This window comes from Agrobacterium leguminum (assembly GCF_005144435.2).
GTDB classification, from domain to species: Bacteria; Pseudomonadota; Alphaproteobacteria; order Rhizobiales; family Rhizobiaceae; genus Agrobacterium; species Agrobacterium leguminum.
The window spans coordinates 1,097,145-1,111,950 of the sequence record NZ_CP120211.1; the positions used below are offsets into that span (position 1 = coordinate 1,097,145).

Consider the following 14,806-nt stretch of genomic DNA (forward strand, 5'->3'; position numbering starts at 1 on the left):
TCCATTCCCAAGGGAGAGACCATGACTGCCATTACCGATATCATCGCGCGCGAAATCCTCGACAGCCGCGGCAACCCGACCGTTGAAGTCGATGTTTACCTCGAAGACGGCTCCATGGGCCGCGCTGCCGTTCCTTCGGGCGCCTCCACCGGCGCGCACGAGGCGGTTGAGCTGCGCGATGGCGGCAAGCGTTATCTCGGCAAGGGCGTGGAAAAGGCGGTCGAAGCCGTCAATACCGAAATCTTCGACGCCATCGGCGGTTTCGACGCTGAAAACCAGATCCAGATCGACCAGACGATGATCGTGCTCGACGGCACGCCGAACAAGTCGCGCATCGGCGCGAACGCCATCCTCGGTGTGTCGCTTGCCGTCGCCAAGGCTGCCGCCGAAGCCTCCGGCCTGCCGCTTTACCGTTATGTCGGCGGCCCGAACGCACATCTGCTGCCGGTTCCGATGATGAACATCATCAATGGCGGCGCGCATGCCGATAACCCCATCGACTTCCAGGAATTCATGATCCTGCCGGTCGGCGCGGAAAACATCCGCGAAGCCGTGCGCATGGGTTCCGAAGTGTTCCATACGCTGAAGAAAGAACTGGCGGCACAGGGCCACAACACCAATGTCGGCGACGAGGGCGGTTTCGCACCGGGTCTCGAAAGCGCACCGGCCGCACTCGATTTCATCATGAAGTCGATTGAAAAGGCCGGCTACCGTCCGGGTGACGACATGTTCGTCGGTCTTGACTGTGCATCGACCGAATTCTTCAAGGACGGAAAATACGTTCTCGAAGGCGAAGGCCGCACACTGGAATCGGGCGCGATGGCGGAATATCTGGCCGAACTCGTTGCCAAGTACCCGATCATTTCCATCGAAGACGGCATGGCCGAAGACGACTGGGAAGGCTGGAAGACGCTGACCGATCTCATCGGCAACAAGTGCCAGCTCGTCGGCGACGATCTCTTCGTCACCAACTCCGCGCGTCTTCGCGACGGCATCAAGATGGGCGTTGCAAACTCCATCCTCGTCAAGGTCAACCAGATCGGTTCGCTCTCCGAGACCCTGGACGCGGTCGAAACGGCGCACAAGGCCGGTTACACCGCCGTCATGTCGCACCGTTCAGGCGAAACCGAAGATTCCACCATCGCCGATCTCGCTGTCGCCACCAATTGCGGTCAGATCAAGACCGGCTCGCTCGCCCGTTCCGACCGGCTCGCAAAGTACAACCAGCTGATCCGCATCGAGGAAATGCTGGGTCCGCAGGCCGCTTACGCCGGCCGTTCGATCCTGCGCGGGTAATTCCGGCAGTATTGGTTTGTGATGCGGCCCGCCGCTCTGGCGGGCTCATTCAGGGGCGAGCGGTAGCATCCGCATTCAGTCGCCTCGGACTTGATCCGGGGTCCAGCGCGATCAAGTCCTTGATCGCGAACGACTCTCCCCACAGCGCAGACGCGCTGTGGCTGGATATCGGATCATCCTCGGGCTTGTTCCGGGGGCCGGCATGACGAGGGTTCTTTTGACGTCGCTGCCATTCTTAGCCCGCCCTTCGGCGGGCTTTTTTTGCGTCCATCTGCCGATTGGAATTTAAGGTCAACGGATAGTTAAACAATCCGCCTTAGTCTCGAGACTCACGTTATGCGTTTTAAGGCTTCTCTCCGGCATGTGGACCAGACATCATAAAAAGAGACGATTCGGCCGTTTGATCGTTCCGGCCATCACGATCGCTTTTCTTTCCTATTTCGGCTATCATTCCATCCATGGCGACTTCGGCCTTCAGGCAACGGAGCGGCTGGAGCGGCAGCGTATCACCCGCACTGCGGAGCTTGCAAAGCTGACGCAGGCCCGTGTTGCGTTGGAACGGCAGGTGGAATTGATGAGCGATGGCTCGCTGGAGCGGGACATGATCGACGAGATTTCCCGTTACCAGCTGAATATGTCCCGCACGGACGAAATCGTCATCATGAACACATATTTCTAATTAACCGAAATCGAGTTAATTTAACATTTCTGATTTATTCACAGCATCTTAGCGTGAATATGTGCCATGCGTTTAAAGCATTGCTGCATGGCATTTTCTTGCATATGGTACGCGCCACTCTATCCATTCAAACGGCAACTCAGGGAGGGATGAATGGCGCCGCGAAAACCAGCGACCGTATCCGGCCGCAAGACCACGGCAAAGGCCGCAACCGAATTCACCGGCAAGAACAGCCCGGACTTCTCGAAGGAAGAAGAGCTTCACGCTTATCGTGAAATGCTGCTCATCCGCCGTTTCGAGGAAAAGGCCGGCCAGCTCTACGGCATGGGCTTCATCGGTGGTTTCTGTCACCTCTACATCGGTCAGGAAGCTGTCGTCGTCGGCATGCAGATGTCGCAGAAGGAAGGCGATCAGGTCATCACCGCTTACCGCGACCACGGCCACATGCTGGCGCTCGGCATGAGCGCGCGTGGCGTCATGGCCGAGTTGACCGGCCGCAAGGGCGGCCTGTCGAAAGGCAAGGGCGGCTCGATGCACATGTTCTCCAAGGAGAAACATTTCTACGGCGGCCACGGCATCGTCGGTGCGCAGGTTTCGCTCGGAACCGGTCTGGCTTTCGCCAACCGCTATCGCGGCAACGACAATGTCTCCGTGACCTATTTCGGTGACGGCGCCGCCAACCAGGGCCAGGTCTACGAGAGCTTCAATATGGCCGCTCTCTGGAAACTGCCGATCATCTATATCGTCGAGAACAACCGTTACGCTATGGGCACCTCGACCGCCCGTGCCACCGCCCAGTCGAACTATTCGCTGCGCGGCCAGTCCTTCGGCATTCCCGGCATCCAGGTGGATGGTATGGATGTGCGCGCCGTCAAGGCCGCCGCCGATCAGGCGCTGGAACATTGCCGTTCCGGCAAGGGTCCGATCATTCTGGAAATGCTGACCTACCGTTACCGTGGTCACTCCATGTCCGATCCGGCGAAATACCGTTCTAAAGACGAAGTGCAGAAGATGCGCTCCGAACATGACCCGATCGAGCAGGTCAAGGCACGGCTTCTGGAGCAGGGCTGGGCAAGCGAAGACGAACTCAAGGCCATCGACAAGGATGTCCGTGATATCGTCGCCGACAGCGCGGACTTCGCCCAGAACGACCCAGAGCCGGATGTATCCGAGCTCTACACCGACATTCTGCTCTGATCGGGAAAGGGAAACCCATGCCAGTAGAAATTCTTATGCCCGCCCTTTCCCCGACCATGGAGGAAGGCACGCTTTCCAAATGGCTTAAAAAGGAAGGCGACAAGGTTACCTCCGGCGACGTGATCGCCGAGATTGAGACCGACAAGGCGACCATGGAAGTGGAAGCTGTGGATGAGGGCGTCATCGGCAAGCTGCTGATCGATGCCGGCACCGAAGGCGTCAAGGTCAACACGCCGATCGCCGTTCTCCTTCAGGAAGGCGAAAGCGCCGACGACGTCGCGTCCGCTCCCGCGCCGAAGGCTGAAGCCGCAAATTCCGATTCGGATGCGGCCGGCGGCAAGACCCGCGAAGCGACCGAGGAGCCGAGTGCTGCCAAGGAAGCCGCCAAGGTTCCGGCAGCACCCAAGATCGAAGTCGCAGCCGATCCGGATATTCCGGCAGGCACGGAAATGGTGATGACGACGGTGCGTGAAGCGCTGCGCGACGCCATGGCCGAAGAAATGCGCGCCGACGAAAAAGTCTTCGTCATGGGTGAGGAAGTCGCCGAATATCAGGGCGCTTACAAGATCACCCAGGGCCTGTTGCAGGAATTTGGTGAGCGTCGCGTTATCGATACCCCGATCACCGAGCACGGCTTTGCCGGTATCGGCGTCGGTGCAGCGATGACGGGCCTGCGGCCCATCGTCGAATTCATGACTTTCAACTTCGCCATGCAGGCGATCGACCAGATCGTCAACTCGGCGGCGAAGACGCTTTACATGTCGGGTGGCCAGATGGGCGCGCCGATGGTGTTCCGCGGTCCCTCGGGCGCTGCTGCCCGCGTCGGCGCTCAGCATTCGCAATGTTACGCCGCATGGTACAGCCATATCCCGGGCCTCAAGGTCGTCATGCCTTACACGGCAGCCGATGCAAAGGGCCTGCTCAAGGCAGCCATCCGCGATCCGAACCCGGTCATCTTCCTTGAGAATGAAATTCTCTACGGCCAGAGCTTCGAAGTGCCGAAGCTCGATGATTTCGTGCTGCCGATCGGCAAGGCGCGCATTCACCGCAAGGGCAAGGATGCGACCATCGTTTCCTTCGGTATCGGCATGACCTATGCCATCAAGGCGGTTGCTGAACTCGAAAAGCTCGGCATCGACGTCGAACTGATCGATCTGCGCACCATTCGTCCGATGGATCTGCCCACCGTCATCGAATCGGTCAAGAAGACCGGTCGCCTGGTTACGGTCGAGGAAGGTTTCCCGCAGTCATCGGTCGGTGACTTCATCGCTAACCAGGTCATGCGCGCCGCTTTCGATTATCTCGATGCGCCGATCCTGACGATCGCCGGCAAGGACGTTCCGATGCCTTACGCGGCAAACCTCGAAAAGCTGGCTCTGCCGAACGTCGATGAAGTCGTTCAGGCCGTCAAAACCGTCTGCTACAAGTAAGGGGAGGCGTTTCGATGCCGATAAACATCACCATGCCTGCCCTTTCTCCGACGATGGAAGAGGGCAATCTGGCCAAGTGGCTGGTCAAGGAAGGCGACAAGGTCGCACCCGGTGACGTGATCGCCGAGATCGAGACCGACAAGGCGACCATGGAAGTGGAAGCCGTGGACGAAGGCACGGTCGCCAAGCTGGTTGTTCCGGCAGGCACTGAAGCGGTCAAGGTCAACGCCCTGATCGCCATCCTCGCCGCCGATGGCGAGGATGTGGCCGAAGCGGCAAAGGGCGGCGCTGCTGCTCCCGCCAAGGCGGAGGCAAAGGCCGAGGCACCCAAACAGGAAGCCAAGGTAGAAGCTGCTGCCCCGGCAGTCGCTGGAAACGGTTTTGTCGGTAATGCAAGTCCAGCTTCGGCTGGAGGCGACCGTGTCGGCAATGGCGCTCCGGCGTCGGCGTCCGGCGAGCGCATCTTCGCTTCGCCGCTTGCCCGCCGTCTCGCCAAGGAAGCCGGTCTCGACCTCTCGGCCGTTTCCGGTTCCGGCCCGCATGGCCGTATCGTCAAGACCGACGTGGAAAAGGCTGCCGCTTCCGGCGGTGCCAAGGCTGCGCCGAGCGCTGCTGCATCCGCAGGCGCACCGGCTCCGGCTCTCGCCAAGGGCCCGTCGGACGAAGCCGTTCTCAAGCTGTTCGAACAGGGCTCCTATGAGCTTGTGCCGCATGACGGCATGCGCAAGGTCATCGCCAAGCGTCTGGTCGAATCCAAGCAGACGGTTCCGCATTTCTACGTTTCCGTGGATTGCGAGCTCGATACGCTTCTGGCGTTGCGCGCCCAGCTCAATGCGGCTGCCCCCGAAAAGGACGGCAAGCCCGCCTACAAGCTGTCGGTCAACGACATGGTCATCAAGGCGCTGGCGCTTTCGCTGCGTGATGTTCCTGATGCCAACGTCTCCTGGACGGAAAGCGCCATGGTCAAGCACAAGCATTCGGATGTCGGCGTTGCCGTTTCCATTCCGGGTGGCCTGATCACGCCGATCATCCGCAAGGCGGAAGAGAAGTCGCTCTCCACCATCTCCAACGAGATGAAGGACTACGGCAAGCGCGCCAAGGAGCGCAAGCTGAAGCCCGAGGAGTATCAGGGCGGCACGACCGCCGTGTCCAACATGGGCATGATGGGCGTCAAGAGCTTCTCCGCCGTCATCAATCCACCGCATGCCACCATCCTGGCGGTAGGTGCAGGTGAAGAACGCGCTGTCGTGAAGAATGGCGAGATCAAGATCGCCAACGTCATGACGGTCACGCTCTCCACCGACCACCGCTGCGTCGATGGCGCGCTCGGAGCCGAACTGATCGGCGCCTTCAAGCGCTACATCGAAAACCCGATGGGCATGCTGGTTTGATCGGAGCGTGACATGGTGAAATCGGTCCTCTGCTTTGGCGATTCCCTGACCTGGGGATCAAATGCGGAAACGGGTGGCCGTCACAGCCATGACGATCTTTGGCCGAGCGTCTTGCAAAAGGCGCTCGGTCCCGACGTGCACGTGATCCACGAAGGGCTGGGCGGCCGTACCACCGCCTATGACGATCTGACGGCCGATTGCGACCGCAATGGCGCAAGGCTTCTGCCGACGCTGCTGCACAGCCATGAACCGCTCGACCTCGTCATCATCATGCTCGGCACCAACGACATGAAACCGTCGATCCACGGATCGGCCATTGTCGCCATGAAGGGTGTCGAGCGATTGGTGAAACTCACGCGCAATCACGTCTGGCAAGTCGCTGACTGGGAAGCGCCGGATGTTCTGATCGTCGCGCCGCCGCAGCTTTGCGAAACGGCAAACCCCGTGATGGGGGCGATCTATCGCGATGCGATCGATGAATCGGCCATGCTGGCTTCGGTTTACCGGGACCTTGCCGACGAACTCGATTGCGGCTTTTTCGATGCCGGGTCGGTTGCCCGCACGACGCCGGTGGACGGCGTTCATCTCGATGCTGAAAACACGCGGGCCATCGGCCGCGGGCTGGAGCCCGTCGTTCGCATGATGCTCGGACTTTGACACTCATTCTCGTTTCGGGGCGGTTTGCCGTTTTCCGAATAAGACAAGGCAGGATTTCCAATGGCTCAATCTTATGACGTCATCATCATCGGTTCGGGACCGGGCGGTTATATTGCCGCGATCCGCGCAGCCCAGCTCGGCATGAATGTTGCCGTCGTGGAGCGCGAGCATCTGGCCGGCATCTGCTCCAACTGGGGCTGCATTCCCACCAAGGCCCTGCTGCGCACCGCCGATGTGATGCACACCGCCACCCATGCCAAGGATTACGGCCTGACGCTGGAAGGCTCGATCAAGCCGGACGTCAAGGCAATCGTCGCGCGCTCGCGTGGCATTGCCGCGCGCATGAACAATGGCGTCGGTTTCCTGTTCAAGAAGAACAAGGTCGATATCATCTGGGGTGAAGCAAAAATTACCAAGCCGGGCGAGATCGTCGTCGGCAAATCCACCAAGCCGGTGGTTCAGCCGCAGGGTCCCGTGCCGAAGAATACGCTGGGCGAGGGCACCTATACCGCCAAGCACATCATCGTCGCCACAGGTGCGCGCCCGCGCGCGCTGCCCGGCATTGAGCCGGATGGCAAGCTGATCTGGACCTATTTCGAGGCGATGAAGCCGGAAGAACTGCCGAAGTCGCTGCTCGTCATGGGCTCGGGCGCCATCGGCATCGAATTCGCCAGCTTCTACCGCACCATGGGCGTCGACGTCACCGTCGTCGAGATCATGAGCCAGGTCATGCCGGTCGAGGATGCGGAAATCTCCACCTTCGCCAAGAAGCAGCTCGAAAAGCAGGGCATGAAAATCCATCTGGAGACCAAGGTTTCCAAGGTGGAGAAGGGCGCGAACTCCATCACCGCGACGCTGGAGAAGAAGGACGGTTCTTCCGAGAAGATCACCGCCGATCGGATGATTTCGGCCGTCGGCGTCGTCGCCAATATCGAAGGCATCGGGCTTGAGGCTGCCGGCGTGAAGACGGATCGCGGCTTCATCGTCATCGACGGTTACGGCAAGACCAACGTGCCTGGTATCTACGCCATCGGTGATGTCGCCGGCCCGCCGCTGCTCGCCCACAAGGCCGAGCATGAGGCAGTGATCTGCGTCGAAAAGATCGCCGGTCTGCCGAATGTGCACCCGATGGACAAGCTCAAAATTCCGGGCTGCACCTATTGCAACCCGCAGGTCGCTTCTGTCGGTCTCACGGAAGCCAAGGCGAAGGAACAGGGCCGCGACATCCGCGTCGGCCGCTTCTCCTTTGCGGCGAACGGCAAGGCTGTCGCGCTCGGGGAAGACCAGGGCATGGTCAAGACCATCTTCGACAAGAAGACCGGCGAGCTGCTCGGCGCGCATATGGTCGGTGCGGAAGTCACCGAACTCATTCAGGGATTCGTGGTCGCCATGAATCTCGAGACCACTGAGGAAGACCTGATGCACACGATCTTCCCGCATCCGACCATTTCGGAATCGATGAAGGAAAGCGTGCTCGACGCCTATGGGCGTGTGCTGAACGCATAAGTGCTCCGTGATACCCGGCATTGTCTAACCATGCCGGGTGTCCCATATGTCTCGATGCAGGCTCCTTAAAAGGGGCTGGTTCTTTCAGGGAGCGTGGGAATGGAAAGTGTAGGCTGGATTGCAGCAATCATCATCGGCGGTCTCGCCGGCTGGCTTGCGGGCAAGCTCATGGATATGCGCTTCGGCATTTTCATGAACATCATCCTCGGCATTGTCGGTTCGGTGGTTGCCGTTGCGGTGCTTCGAACCTTCGATGTTTTCGTGCAGGACAGCAGGCTCGGCTATTTCGTCACGTCGTTCATTGGCGCCAGCCTTTTGCTGTTTCTGGCGAAGCTGGTACGGCGCTGAAAGGCTTCGTGGCCGGAAGGGGCTTACGCTTTTTCTGGAATTGTTCTAAAGCATCGGGCCAACAGATGTTTAGGTCGCCAGGGGCGATGGAAGCAGGTTTTTAATGGTCACTATTCTCGACAGGACGTCGTCCGACGAAAAGCGCATTCGCCACCCGGAAAAGGCGCACAAGCCCGATACCGAGGTCATGCGCAAGCCGGAATGGATCCGCGTCAAGGCGCCGACATCCAAGGGCTATCACGAGACGCGTGAACTGGTGCGTTCGCACAAGCTGGTGACGGTGTGCGAGGAAGCCGGCTGTCCGAATATCGGCGAATGCTGGGACAAGAAACACGCGACCTTCATGATCATGGGTGAAATCTGCACCCGCGCCTGCGCCTTCTGCAATGTCGCGACCGGCAAGCCTAACCCGCTGGATATGGCCGAGCCCGAGAACGTCGCCAAGGCCGTCAAGCAGATGGGCCTTTCCCACGTCGTCATCACTTCGGTCGACCGAGACGATCTCGCCGATGGCGGCGCTGAACATTTCGAGAAGGTCATCTGGGCGATCCGTGCTGCGTCTCCGACGACGACCATCGAAATCCTCACCCCCGACTTCCTGAAGAAGCCCGGCGCGCTGGAACGGGTCGTCGCCGCCAAGCCCGATGTCTTCAACCACAATATGGAAACCGTCCCGGGCAACTACCTCACGGTTCGCCCCGGCGCGCGCTATTTCCACTCCGTGCGCCTCTTGCAGCGGGTGAAGGAACTCGATCCCACCATGTTCACCAAGTCGGGCATCATGGTCGGCCTCGGCGAAGAGCGCAACGAAGTGCTTCAGCTGATGGACGATCTGCGCAGCGCCGATGTGGACTTCCTGACCATCGGTCAGTATCTGCAGCCGACCCGCAAGCACCACAAGGTCGAGGCCTTCGTGACGCCGGAAGAGTTCAAGTCCTACGAGACCGTGGCTTATACCAAGGGCTTCCTGATGGTCTCTTCCAGCCCGCTGACCCGTTCTTCCCACCACGCCGGTGACGATTTCGAGCGCCTGCGTGCGGCGCGCGAGAAGAAGCTGCTGGCAGCTGCTGAGTAAGGGACGGAAAGGTTCGGTAATATAGGCGCTGGATCGGGCGATGTGCGCTCTTTCCACGTCATGCTCGGGCTTGTCCCGAGCATCTACGACCTATCGATTGGACGATACGTGATTGGATCCTCGGGACAGGCCCGAGGATGACGTTGAGTGGGAGCGAGGCTTGTGAAATGGCTTAGCCGCCTGTCGCCGGCCTTCAACCCAATCACACCACTACCTTCTCCGGCCTATGCGCCCGCATGCACAAGATCACGCTCAGCACCACCGAACAGATCGCCACGATCTCGATAATCGTCGGCCCGCGTCCTTCCCATAAAAATCCGTAAAGCAACGCAAACAGCGTTTCGAACAGGATCATCTGCCCGACCATGGTGAGCGGCAGAAGACGGCTCATGCGGTTCCATAGGGCATTGCCGAGAATAGAGGCGGTGAAACCCAGCCCGGCTGCAACAGCCACAAAATGCAGCCAGTCGCCTGAACTATGGCTTTCGCCGCCAAAGCCAAAGGCCGGGATGGCGAGCGCGAGCGCAAGCCCGCCGGTCACCACACCGGTCATCATGTTCCAGTCATCGGCGCTGACATCGTGAAGGCGGGAGAGCCACCGGGCATTGCCAACCGCAAAGGCCGTCCATGACGCCAGCGCACCGAGCGCACAGGCAAGCCCGATGACGCGAGAGACATCGAGCCCGGCATCGTTTTCCGTCAGCGACTGCCAGGAAATGCCGATAATCCCTATCGCGCCGAAGGCGAGCGACGGCCAAAGCCGCTTCAGCGACACCGCGCCGTGATCGCGGCTCCCGATGATGGTGACGGCGACGGGCAGGAAACCGATGATGATGGAGGTGAAGGCGACGCCGCTCAGCTTCACCGCCGTTGATATGAAGACATAATAGGCGATGTTGCCGATCATGCTCAACCAGCCGAGCGCTATCCACTCCCGCGCGCCAAAATGGGCCGACACGCGTTTCAGGCGCGGCCCGATGATGATGAGGGAAATCAGCCCATAGGTGAGATAACGCGCCGTCGACAGTTGCAGGGCGGAAAAATCCGGCACGAGTTTGGGAGCGAGAAAAATCCCACCCCAGAGCGCGCCCGCCAGCATGCCGTAAAAAACACCGAGACCTGTTCTGTTCATGTCATGTCACATCCGCATTCGTATTGGCCTGCGATGTGCCACAGCCCTTTGCGGCTGTCTTGACAAAAACTCCTGACGGATGTGCTGGCGGTTTTAATGAATCCCGTAGGTCCGACGGTAGGCTGCGGGCGTTTCACCCACTGCATTGCGCATGGCGCGCGTCAGTGCAGTCTGGTCGGAAAAACCGGCCCGCAAGGCGATCTCGGCAATAGGCAGGGTGGAATTGCTGAGCAATGCGCAGACCTTGTCCATGCGCAGCCCGGCCAGCCAGCGGTGAGGCGGGAGGCCGAATTCCTCGAGAAACAGCGCATGCAGGCGGCTGTCGCTGATCGTCACGCAGGAGGCGAGCATCTCGATGGTCCAGGGGAAGAACGGTTCCGCCCTGACGAGTGCAACGAGCCTTTGCAGGCGTTGGCGGATGTCGGCTTTCTCATTGGCAAGGCTGTCGACCAGGAGCGGAGCCCACAGGCCGGCAATATCGTCGCGTTGCCCCTCTGTTCCGATGACGCCGCGCATATAGGCGATCAATTGACGCGTATTCTGCGCTATGTCGAGAAACGGCGATCGAACGAATTTCTCGAGCGTTTGCTCGGGAAGGGCGCTTTCATCGATATCGATCACCAGCGAGCGGTTTCTTGCCGTCGCTTCCTGGGTGTGCGGCGCGTCGCGATGGATGAACACGCCGCGTCCGGTCGACAATTCGTCCTGCCGTCCGGCCACATCGATCAGAAGACGCCCGGAGACCGGAAGAACGATCTGAACGAAGCCATGCCGTTCCTTCGGTCTTTCTTCCCTGTAGGTTCTGATATCGGCGGATGCGGCTGTCATGACGCTGTCGTTTCCATTGTGCAAAGAAATGGCCGCCTCGAAAAAGCGGCCAGTTCATTGTTTGATTATGACATCGTCTTGAAGATTGGGCCAGTCGGCTTTATCGGTCGGCTCTGCGCGCCGGCAATTAACAGTCTTCCTTGGCGGTCGATTCGCCGCGTTTGCGTTTGCGCAGAACCGGCTTGTTCTCTCTCGCCTCGCATTTCGCGACGTCGATCAGATAGGCAAGCACGGGCATGCCGTTCATCGATGCGAGTTGCTTGGCGGATTCGAGAAGGTTGATGATGTTGGAAAAATCGTCCATCGGCTCACTCAGTGGCTCAAAGCGGTTATATGTCGGGTCTGAACCCAAGGATGAATACGCTGGGTGAAATCGGGAGCTTCCAGCGCCGTTGCATCCAATGGGTGTAATATTAGTCGCAAATAAATAGCAATCCCTGCGACGGGGTTACAATAGTCAATTTTCCGTAACTGTCATGCGCGGCGAAGATATCGCTGCGGGGCAATGGCAAAAAAATCCAGCAGTCAGATGAGGTTTCTGAAATGCCAAACTATCTTCACAGGGTGGAAGATGCTGCTGCGATCATCGCCGGGGCGCAGCGAATCATGGTCGTGGGCTGTTCCGGCGGCGGCAAATCGACGCTTTCGCAGAAGCTCGCGCGCAATTTCGGACTTCGCTACATCTCCATGGATCGAGATGTTTTCTGGCTGCCCGGCTGGCAGGCGCGCCCGCGCGAGGAGCAGCGAGAGAGGATAGCCACCATCATTACCGAGGAGCGTTGGCTGATGGACGGCAGCAATCCGTCGTCTTTCGATATACGGTTGCCGCGATCCCACATCGTTTTGTGGGTGCGCATGCCGCGCTGGCTCTGCCTGTGGGGCGCCGTCAGCCGGGCGATCAAGGGTTATGGCAAGGCCCGCCCGGAAATGGCGGAGGGGTGCCCCGAGAGAATAGACATCGAATTCCTGCGCTATATCTGGAATTTCGAGCGGCGCCATACGCCGATCTTCGAGCAGAATTTCGCGCTTTATGGTCCTGATGTGCCGGTATTCCAGCTGAAAAGCCGAAAACAGTTTCGCCGCCTTCTTGATCTTCTGCGTATCGAGGATTAACTGCCGCTCATGCCACAGTTCGAAACGCATCGCCACGTCAAACACTCGCCCGACCGCATGTACGACCTCGTCGCCGATGTGGAGAAATATCCGCAGTTTCTGCCCCTTTGCGAGGCGCTCACCATCCGCTCGCGCAAGGAGCGCGATGGCAAGGTGCTGCTGGTGGCGGATATGACGGTGGGCTACAAGGCCATTCGCGAAACCTTCACCACGCAGGTGCTGCTGAATCCGGCCGAGCGCGCCATCGACGTGAAATATATCGACGGCCCGTTCAAATATCTCGACAATCGCTGGCGTTTCGAGGCCTCGGACGAGGGCGGATCGGCCATTCATTTCTTCATCGATTATGAGTTCAAGAACCGTCTGCTCGGCGCGGTGATGGGGTCGATGTTCGACCGGGCCTTCCGCATGTTCGCGGAAGCCTTCGAAACGCGTGCGGATAAAATCTATACAGACCCGGTCTGATTGAGGGCAATCAGCATCTCAAGCGCGGTCCTCACCGTCGCAAGCCGGATTTCGGTGCGGCCGATCTCGCCATAACGCATTTCCCGATGCAGGATTTTACCGCTGCGCGCCCTGGCGGCCAGATGCACCAGCCCCACCGGCTTGTCGGGGGAACCGCCACCCGGACCGGCGATGCCAGTTACCGCCACCGCAAAATCCGCCCGTGAACGGAAGAGGGCGCCATGCGCCATCTGCAACGCCGTCTGTCGGGATACCGCACCGAAATTCGCCAGCGTCTCGGCGCCAACGCCCAGCATGTCCATCTTGGCTTCATTGGTATAGGTGACAAAACCACGGTCGACGACAGCGGAGGAGCCGGCAATCTCCGTCAGGGCACCGGCGATCAGGCCGCCCGTGCAGCTTTCCGCGGTTGAGACCATGAAACCATGCGCGGTGAAATCGGCAATGATCTGCCGCGCCAACTCTTCTATGTCAGCGGGAAAAAGGCTCATAAAGGTCTGCCCCTGTAGACGACGGTAGCGGTGGCGATTGCCGCTATGCCTTCCCGGCGTCCGACGAAACCGATGGTCTCATTGGTCGTCGCCTTTACCGAGCAGCGCTCCAGCGCGATGCCGAGCATGTCCGAGAGCGCTTCGCGCATGGCCTGCCGGTGCGGGCCGATGCGCGGCGCTTCCGCAATCAGCGAGACATCGGCATTCATGATCGTGCCGCCATTGTCGCGCACCACTTTGGCCGCGTGTTCGAGGAAGATGCGCGAGGCCGCTCCCTTCCATTGCGGATCGGAAGGCGGGAAGTGATCTCCGATATCGCCAGCACCACAGGTGGCGAGCAGCGCATCGGTCAGTGCATGCAAAGCCACATCCGCATCCGAATGACCTTTCAGTCTCTGGTCGTGTTCGATGAAGACGCCGCAGAGCGTCACACCGTCGCCGGCCTCCAGCTGATGCACGTCGTAACCATTGCCGGTGCGCACGTCCGGCAATCCGTGGGAGAGCTTTTCATCGGCCATGGCGATATCCCGCTTGAGAGTGAGTTTTACATTGTCGACCGAACCTTCGGTCAGCGTCACCGTCAGTCCCGCCCATTCGGCAATCGAAGCATCATCGGTAAAATCGGATTTTCCGGAGGCGGCAGCGGCGCGGTGCGCGGCGAGAATATCGCCGTAGCCGAAACTCTGCGGTGTCTGCGCGGCATAAAGCCCCTGCCGGGAAACCGTTTCCAAGACGCGACCATCCGAGCCGCGCTTCAGGGTGTCAGTGACGGAGAGGGCAGGCAGAACGCCACTGGCGCCGGCCCGGTGCAGGGCGACAATGCGTTCCAGCATGTCCACTGGAACGAAAGGCCGCACGGCATCATGGATCATCACATGCGTTAGCTCTTCCGAGGCGAGCGCTTCCAGCCCGGCAAGCACCGATTGCTGGCGTGTTGCGCCGCCCGTGACGGTGACGATCCGCTCTCCGGCATCAAGCCGCTGGATGATCGGCGACAGCAGTGCCGCATCGTCTGCATGACTGACGATCACGATGGGGGAGGCATGATCCCAGGCAAGGAAGGTCGACAATGTATGCTCGATCACGGCCCTGCCTCCGATAGGGCGATATTGTTTCGGCCCTTCCTCGGGAGAGCCCGCTCTTTCTCCGCGTCCGGCGGCGACGATAACGATGCCGAGTTTCATAGTACTTTCCTGCA

Annotated in this window: 16 protein-coding genes; 11 read left to right on the plus strand and 5 right to left on the minus strand. The window is 59.8% G+C overall.

The features are described from left to right. Nucleotides 1–21 precede the first annotated feature (21 nt). The 9 genes from eno to lipA all read left to right on the plus strand — a co-directional run bounded on the left by eno (nt 22) and on the right by lipA (nt 9,579). On the plus strand, nt 22–1,296 hold the full coding sequence (gene eno, locus CFBP4996_RS05415; protein ID WP_003521367.1) for a phosphopyruvate hydratase: 1,275 nt from the start codon (nt 22–24) through the stop codon (nt 1,294–1,296). Nucleotides 1,297–1,657: 361 nt separating this feature from the next. Then, nucleotides 1,658–1,975 (plus strand): FtsB family cell division protein, encoded by a 318-nt coding sequence (locus tag CFBP4996_RS05420; protein WP_003502598.1) that lies wholly within the window; start codon nt 1,658–1,660, stop codon nt 1,973–1,975. A 153-nt stretch (nt 1,976–2,128) separates the two neighbouring features. Beyond that, nucleotides 2,129–3,172, plus strand: a complete 1,044-nt coding sequence (pdhA, locus tag CFBP4996_RS05425; RefSeq protein ID WP_035262411.1) for a pyruvate dehydrogenase (acetyl-transferring) E1 component subunit alpha — start codon at nt 2,129–2,131, stop codon at nt 3,170–3,172. 17 nt (nt 3,173–3,189) lie between these two features. Next, nucleotides 3,190–4,602 carry a pyruvate dehydrogenase complex E1 component subunit beta gene (locus tag CFBP4996_RS05430; protein WP_080852124.1) on the plus strand — a complete coding sequence of 471 codons (1,413 nt, stop codon included), beginning with the start codon at nt 3,190–3,192 and terminating at the stop codon, nt 4,600–4,602. 14 nt (nt 4,603–4,616) lie between these two features. After that, complete coding sequence (locus CFBP4996_RS05435; RefSeq protein ID WP_080852123.1) at nt 4,617–5,993, plus strand: pyruvate dehydrogenase complex dihydrolipoamide acetyltransferase; 1,377 nt, start codon at nt 4,617–4,619, stop codon at nt 5,991–5,993. A gap of 12 nt (nt 5,994–6,005) precedes the next feature. After that, nucleotides 6,006–6,650, plus strand: coding sequence for an SGNH/GDSL hydrolase family protein (locus CFBP4996_RS05440; protein ID WP_080852122.1), 645 nt, complete (start codon nt 6,006–6,008; stop codon nt 6,648–6,650). Between the two features lie 60 nt (nt 6,651–6,710). Continuing rightward, nucleotides 6,711–8,156, plus strand: coding sequence for a dihydrolipoyl dehydrogenase (gene lpdA, locus CFBP4996_RS05445; RefSeq protein ID WP_080852121.1), 1,446 nt, complete (start codon nt 6,711–6,713; stop codon nt 8,154–8,156). A gap of 99 nt (nt 8,157–8,255) precedes the next feature. Then, the gene (locus tag CFBP4996_RS05450; protein WP_003521362.1) at nt 8,256–8,504 is read left to right on the plus strand and encodes a GlsB/YeaQ/YmgE family stress response membrane protein; all 249 of its coding nucleotides are present in this window, start codon (nt 8,256–8,258) and stop codon (nt 8,502–8,504) included. Nucleotides 8,505–8,607: 103 nt separating this feature from the next. Next, nucleotides 8,608–9,579, plus strand: coding sequence for a lipoyl synthase (gene lipA, locus CFBP4996_RS05455; protein WP_003521361.1), 972 nt, complete (start codon nt 8,608–8,610; stop codon nt 9,577–9,579). A gap of 202 nt (nt 9,580–9,781) precedes the next feature. Here lipA and CFBP4996_RS05460 read toward each other — a convergent pair whose 3' ends face one another. From CFBP4996_RS05460 to CFBP4996_RS05470, 3 genes are all read right to left on the minus strand, one after another. After that, complete coding sequence (locus CFBP4996_RS05460; RefSeq protein WP_080852120.1) at nt 9,782–10,711, minus strand: DMT family transporter; 930 nt, start codon at nt 10,709–10,711, stop codon at nt 9,782–9,784. Between the two features lie 93 nt (nt 10,712–10,804). Continuing rightward, the gene (locus tag CFBP4996_RS05465; RefSeq protein WP_080852119.1) at nt 10,805–11,539 is read right to left on the minus strand and encodes a helix-turn-helix transcriptional regulator; all 735 of its coding nucleotides are present in this window, start codon (nt 11,537–11,539) and stop codon (nt 10,805–10,807) included. Between the two features lie 127 nt (nt 11,540–11,666). Then, nucleotides 11,667–11,843: a hypothetical protein gene (locus CFBP4996_RS05470; protein WP_003496171.1), complete on the minus strand. Its 177-nt coding sequence runs from the start codon at nt 11,841–11,843 to the stop codon at nt 11,667–11,669. Nucleotides 11,844–12,082: 239 nt separating this feature from the next. Here CFBP4996_RS05470 and CFBP4996_RS05475 point away from each other — a divergent pair, with 239 nt between their 5' ends. Together CFBP4996_RS05475 and CFBP4996_RS05480 are read left to right on the plus strand one after the other, a co-directional pair. Then, nucleotides 12,083–12,652 (plus strand): P-loop NTPase family protein, encoded by a 570-nt coding sequence (locus CFBP4996_RS05475; protein WP_080852118.1) that lies wholly within the window; start codon nt 12,083–12,085, stop codon nt 12,650–12,652. A gap of 9 nt (nt 12,653–12,661) precedes the next feature. Continuing rightward, complete coding sequence (locus tag CFBP4996_RS05480) at nt 12,662–13,117, plus strand: type II toxin-antitoxin system RatA family toxin (RefSeq protein WP_080852117.1); 456 nt, start codon at nt 12,662–12,664, stop codon at nt 13,115–13,117. Here the strand turns inward: CFBP4996_RS05480 and CFBP4996_RS05485 are convergent. Beyond that, complete coding sequence (locus CFBP4996_RS05485) at nt 13,099–13,608, minus strand: CinA family protein (RefSeq protein ID WP_080852116.1); 510 nt, start codon at nt 13,606–13,608, stop codon at nt 13,099–13,101. The two genes, CFBP4996_RS05480 and CFBP4996_RS05485, sit on opposite strands and share 19 nt — an antisense overlap. Then, nucleotides 13,605–14,792 (minus strand): bifunctional 2-C-methyl-D-erythritol 4-phosphate cytidylyltransferase/2-C-methyl-D-erythritol 2,4-cyclodiphosphate synthase, encoded by a 1,188-nt coding sequence (locus CFBP4996_RS05490; protein WP_080852110.1) that lies wholly within the window; start codon nt 14,790–14,792, stop codon nt 13,605–13,607. The genes CFBP4996_RS05485 and CFBP4996_RS05490 overlap by 4 nt, the downstream gene beginning before the upstream one ends. Nucleotides 14,793–14,806: the final 14 nt, after the last annotated feature.

Coding starts and splice junctions, on each gene's coding strand:
- eno (WP_003521367.1), top strand. CDS start 22: ATGACTGCCATTACCGATATCATCGCGCGCGAAATCCTCGACAGCCGC.
- CFBP4996_RS05420 (WP_003502598.1), top strand. CDS start 1,658: ATGTGGACCAGACATCATAAAAAGAGACGATTCGGCCGTTTGATCGTT.
- pdhA (WP_035262411.1), top strand. CDS start 2,129: ATGGCGCCGCGAAAACCAGCGACCGTATCCGGCCGCAAGACCACGGCA.
- CFBP4996_RS05430 (WP_080852124.1), top strand. CDS start 3,190: ATGCCAGTAGAAATTCTTATGCCCGCCCTTTCCCCGACCATGGAGGAA.
- CFBP4996_RS05435 (WP_080852123.1), top strand. CDS start 4,617: ATGCCGATAAACATCACCATGCCTGCCCTTTCTCCGACGATGGAAGAG.
- CFBP4996_RS05440 (WP_080852122.1), top strand. CDS start 6,006: ATGGTGAAATCGGTCCTCTGCTTTGGCGATTCCCTGACCTGGGGATCA.
- lpdA (WP_080852121.1), top strand. CDS start 6,711: ATGGCTCAATCTTATGACGTCATCATCATCGGTTCGGGACCGGGCGGT.
- CFBP4996_RS05450 (WP_003521362.1), top strand. CDS start 8,256: ATGGAAAGTGTAGGCTGGATTGCAGCAATCATCATCGGCGGTCTCGCC.
- lipA (WP_003521361.1), top strand. CDS start 8,608: ATGGTCACTATTCTCGACAGGACGTCGTCCGACGAAAAGCGCATTCGC.
- CFBP4996_RS05460 (WP_080852120.1), bottom strand. CDS start 10,711: ATGAACAGAACAGGTCTCGGTGTTTTTTACGGCATGCTGGCGGGCGCG.
- CFBP4996_RS05465 (WP_080852119.1), bottom strand. CDS start 11,539: ATGACAGCCGCATCCGCCGATATCAGAACCTACAGGGAAGAAAGACCG.
- CFBP4996_RS05470 (WP_003496171.1), bottom strand. CDS start 11,843: ATGGACGATTTTTCCAACATCATCAACCTTCTCGAATCCGCCAAGCAA.
- CFBP4996_RS05475 (WP_080852118.1), top strand. CDS start 12,083: ATGCCAAACTATCTTCACAGGGTGGAAGATGCTGCTGCGATCATCGCC.
- CFBP4996_RS05480 (WP_080852117.1), top strand. CDS start 12,662: ATGCCACAGTTCGAAACGCATCGCCACGTCAAACACTCGCCCGACCGC.
- CFBP4996_RS05485 (WP_080852116.1), bottom strand. CDS start 13,608: ATGAGCCTTTTTCCCGCTGACATAGAAGAGTTGGCGCGGCAGATCATT.
- CFBP4996_RS05490 (WP_080852110.1), bottom strand. CDS start 14,792: ATGAAACTCGGCATCGTTATCGTCGCCGCCGGACGCGGAGAAAGAGCG.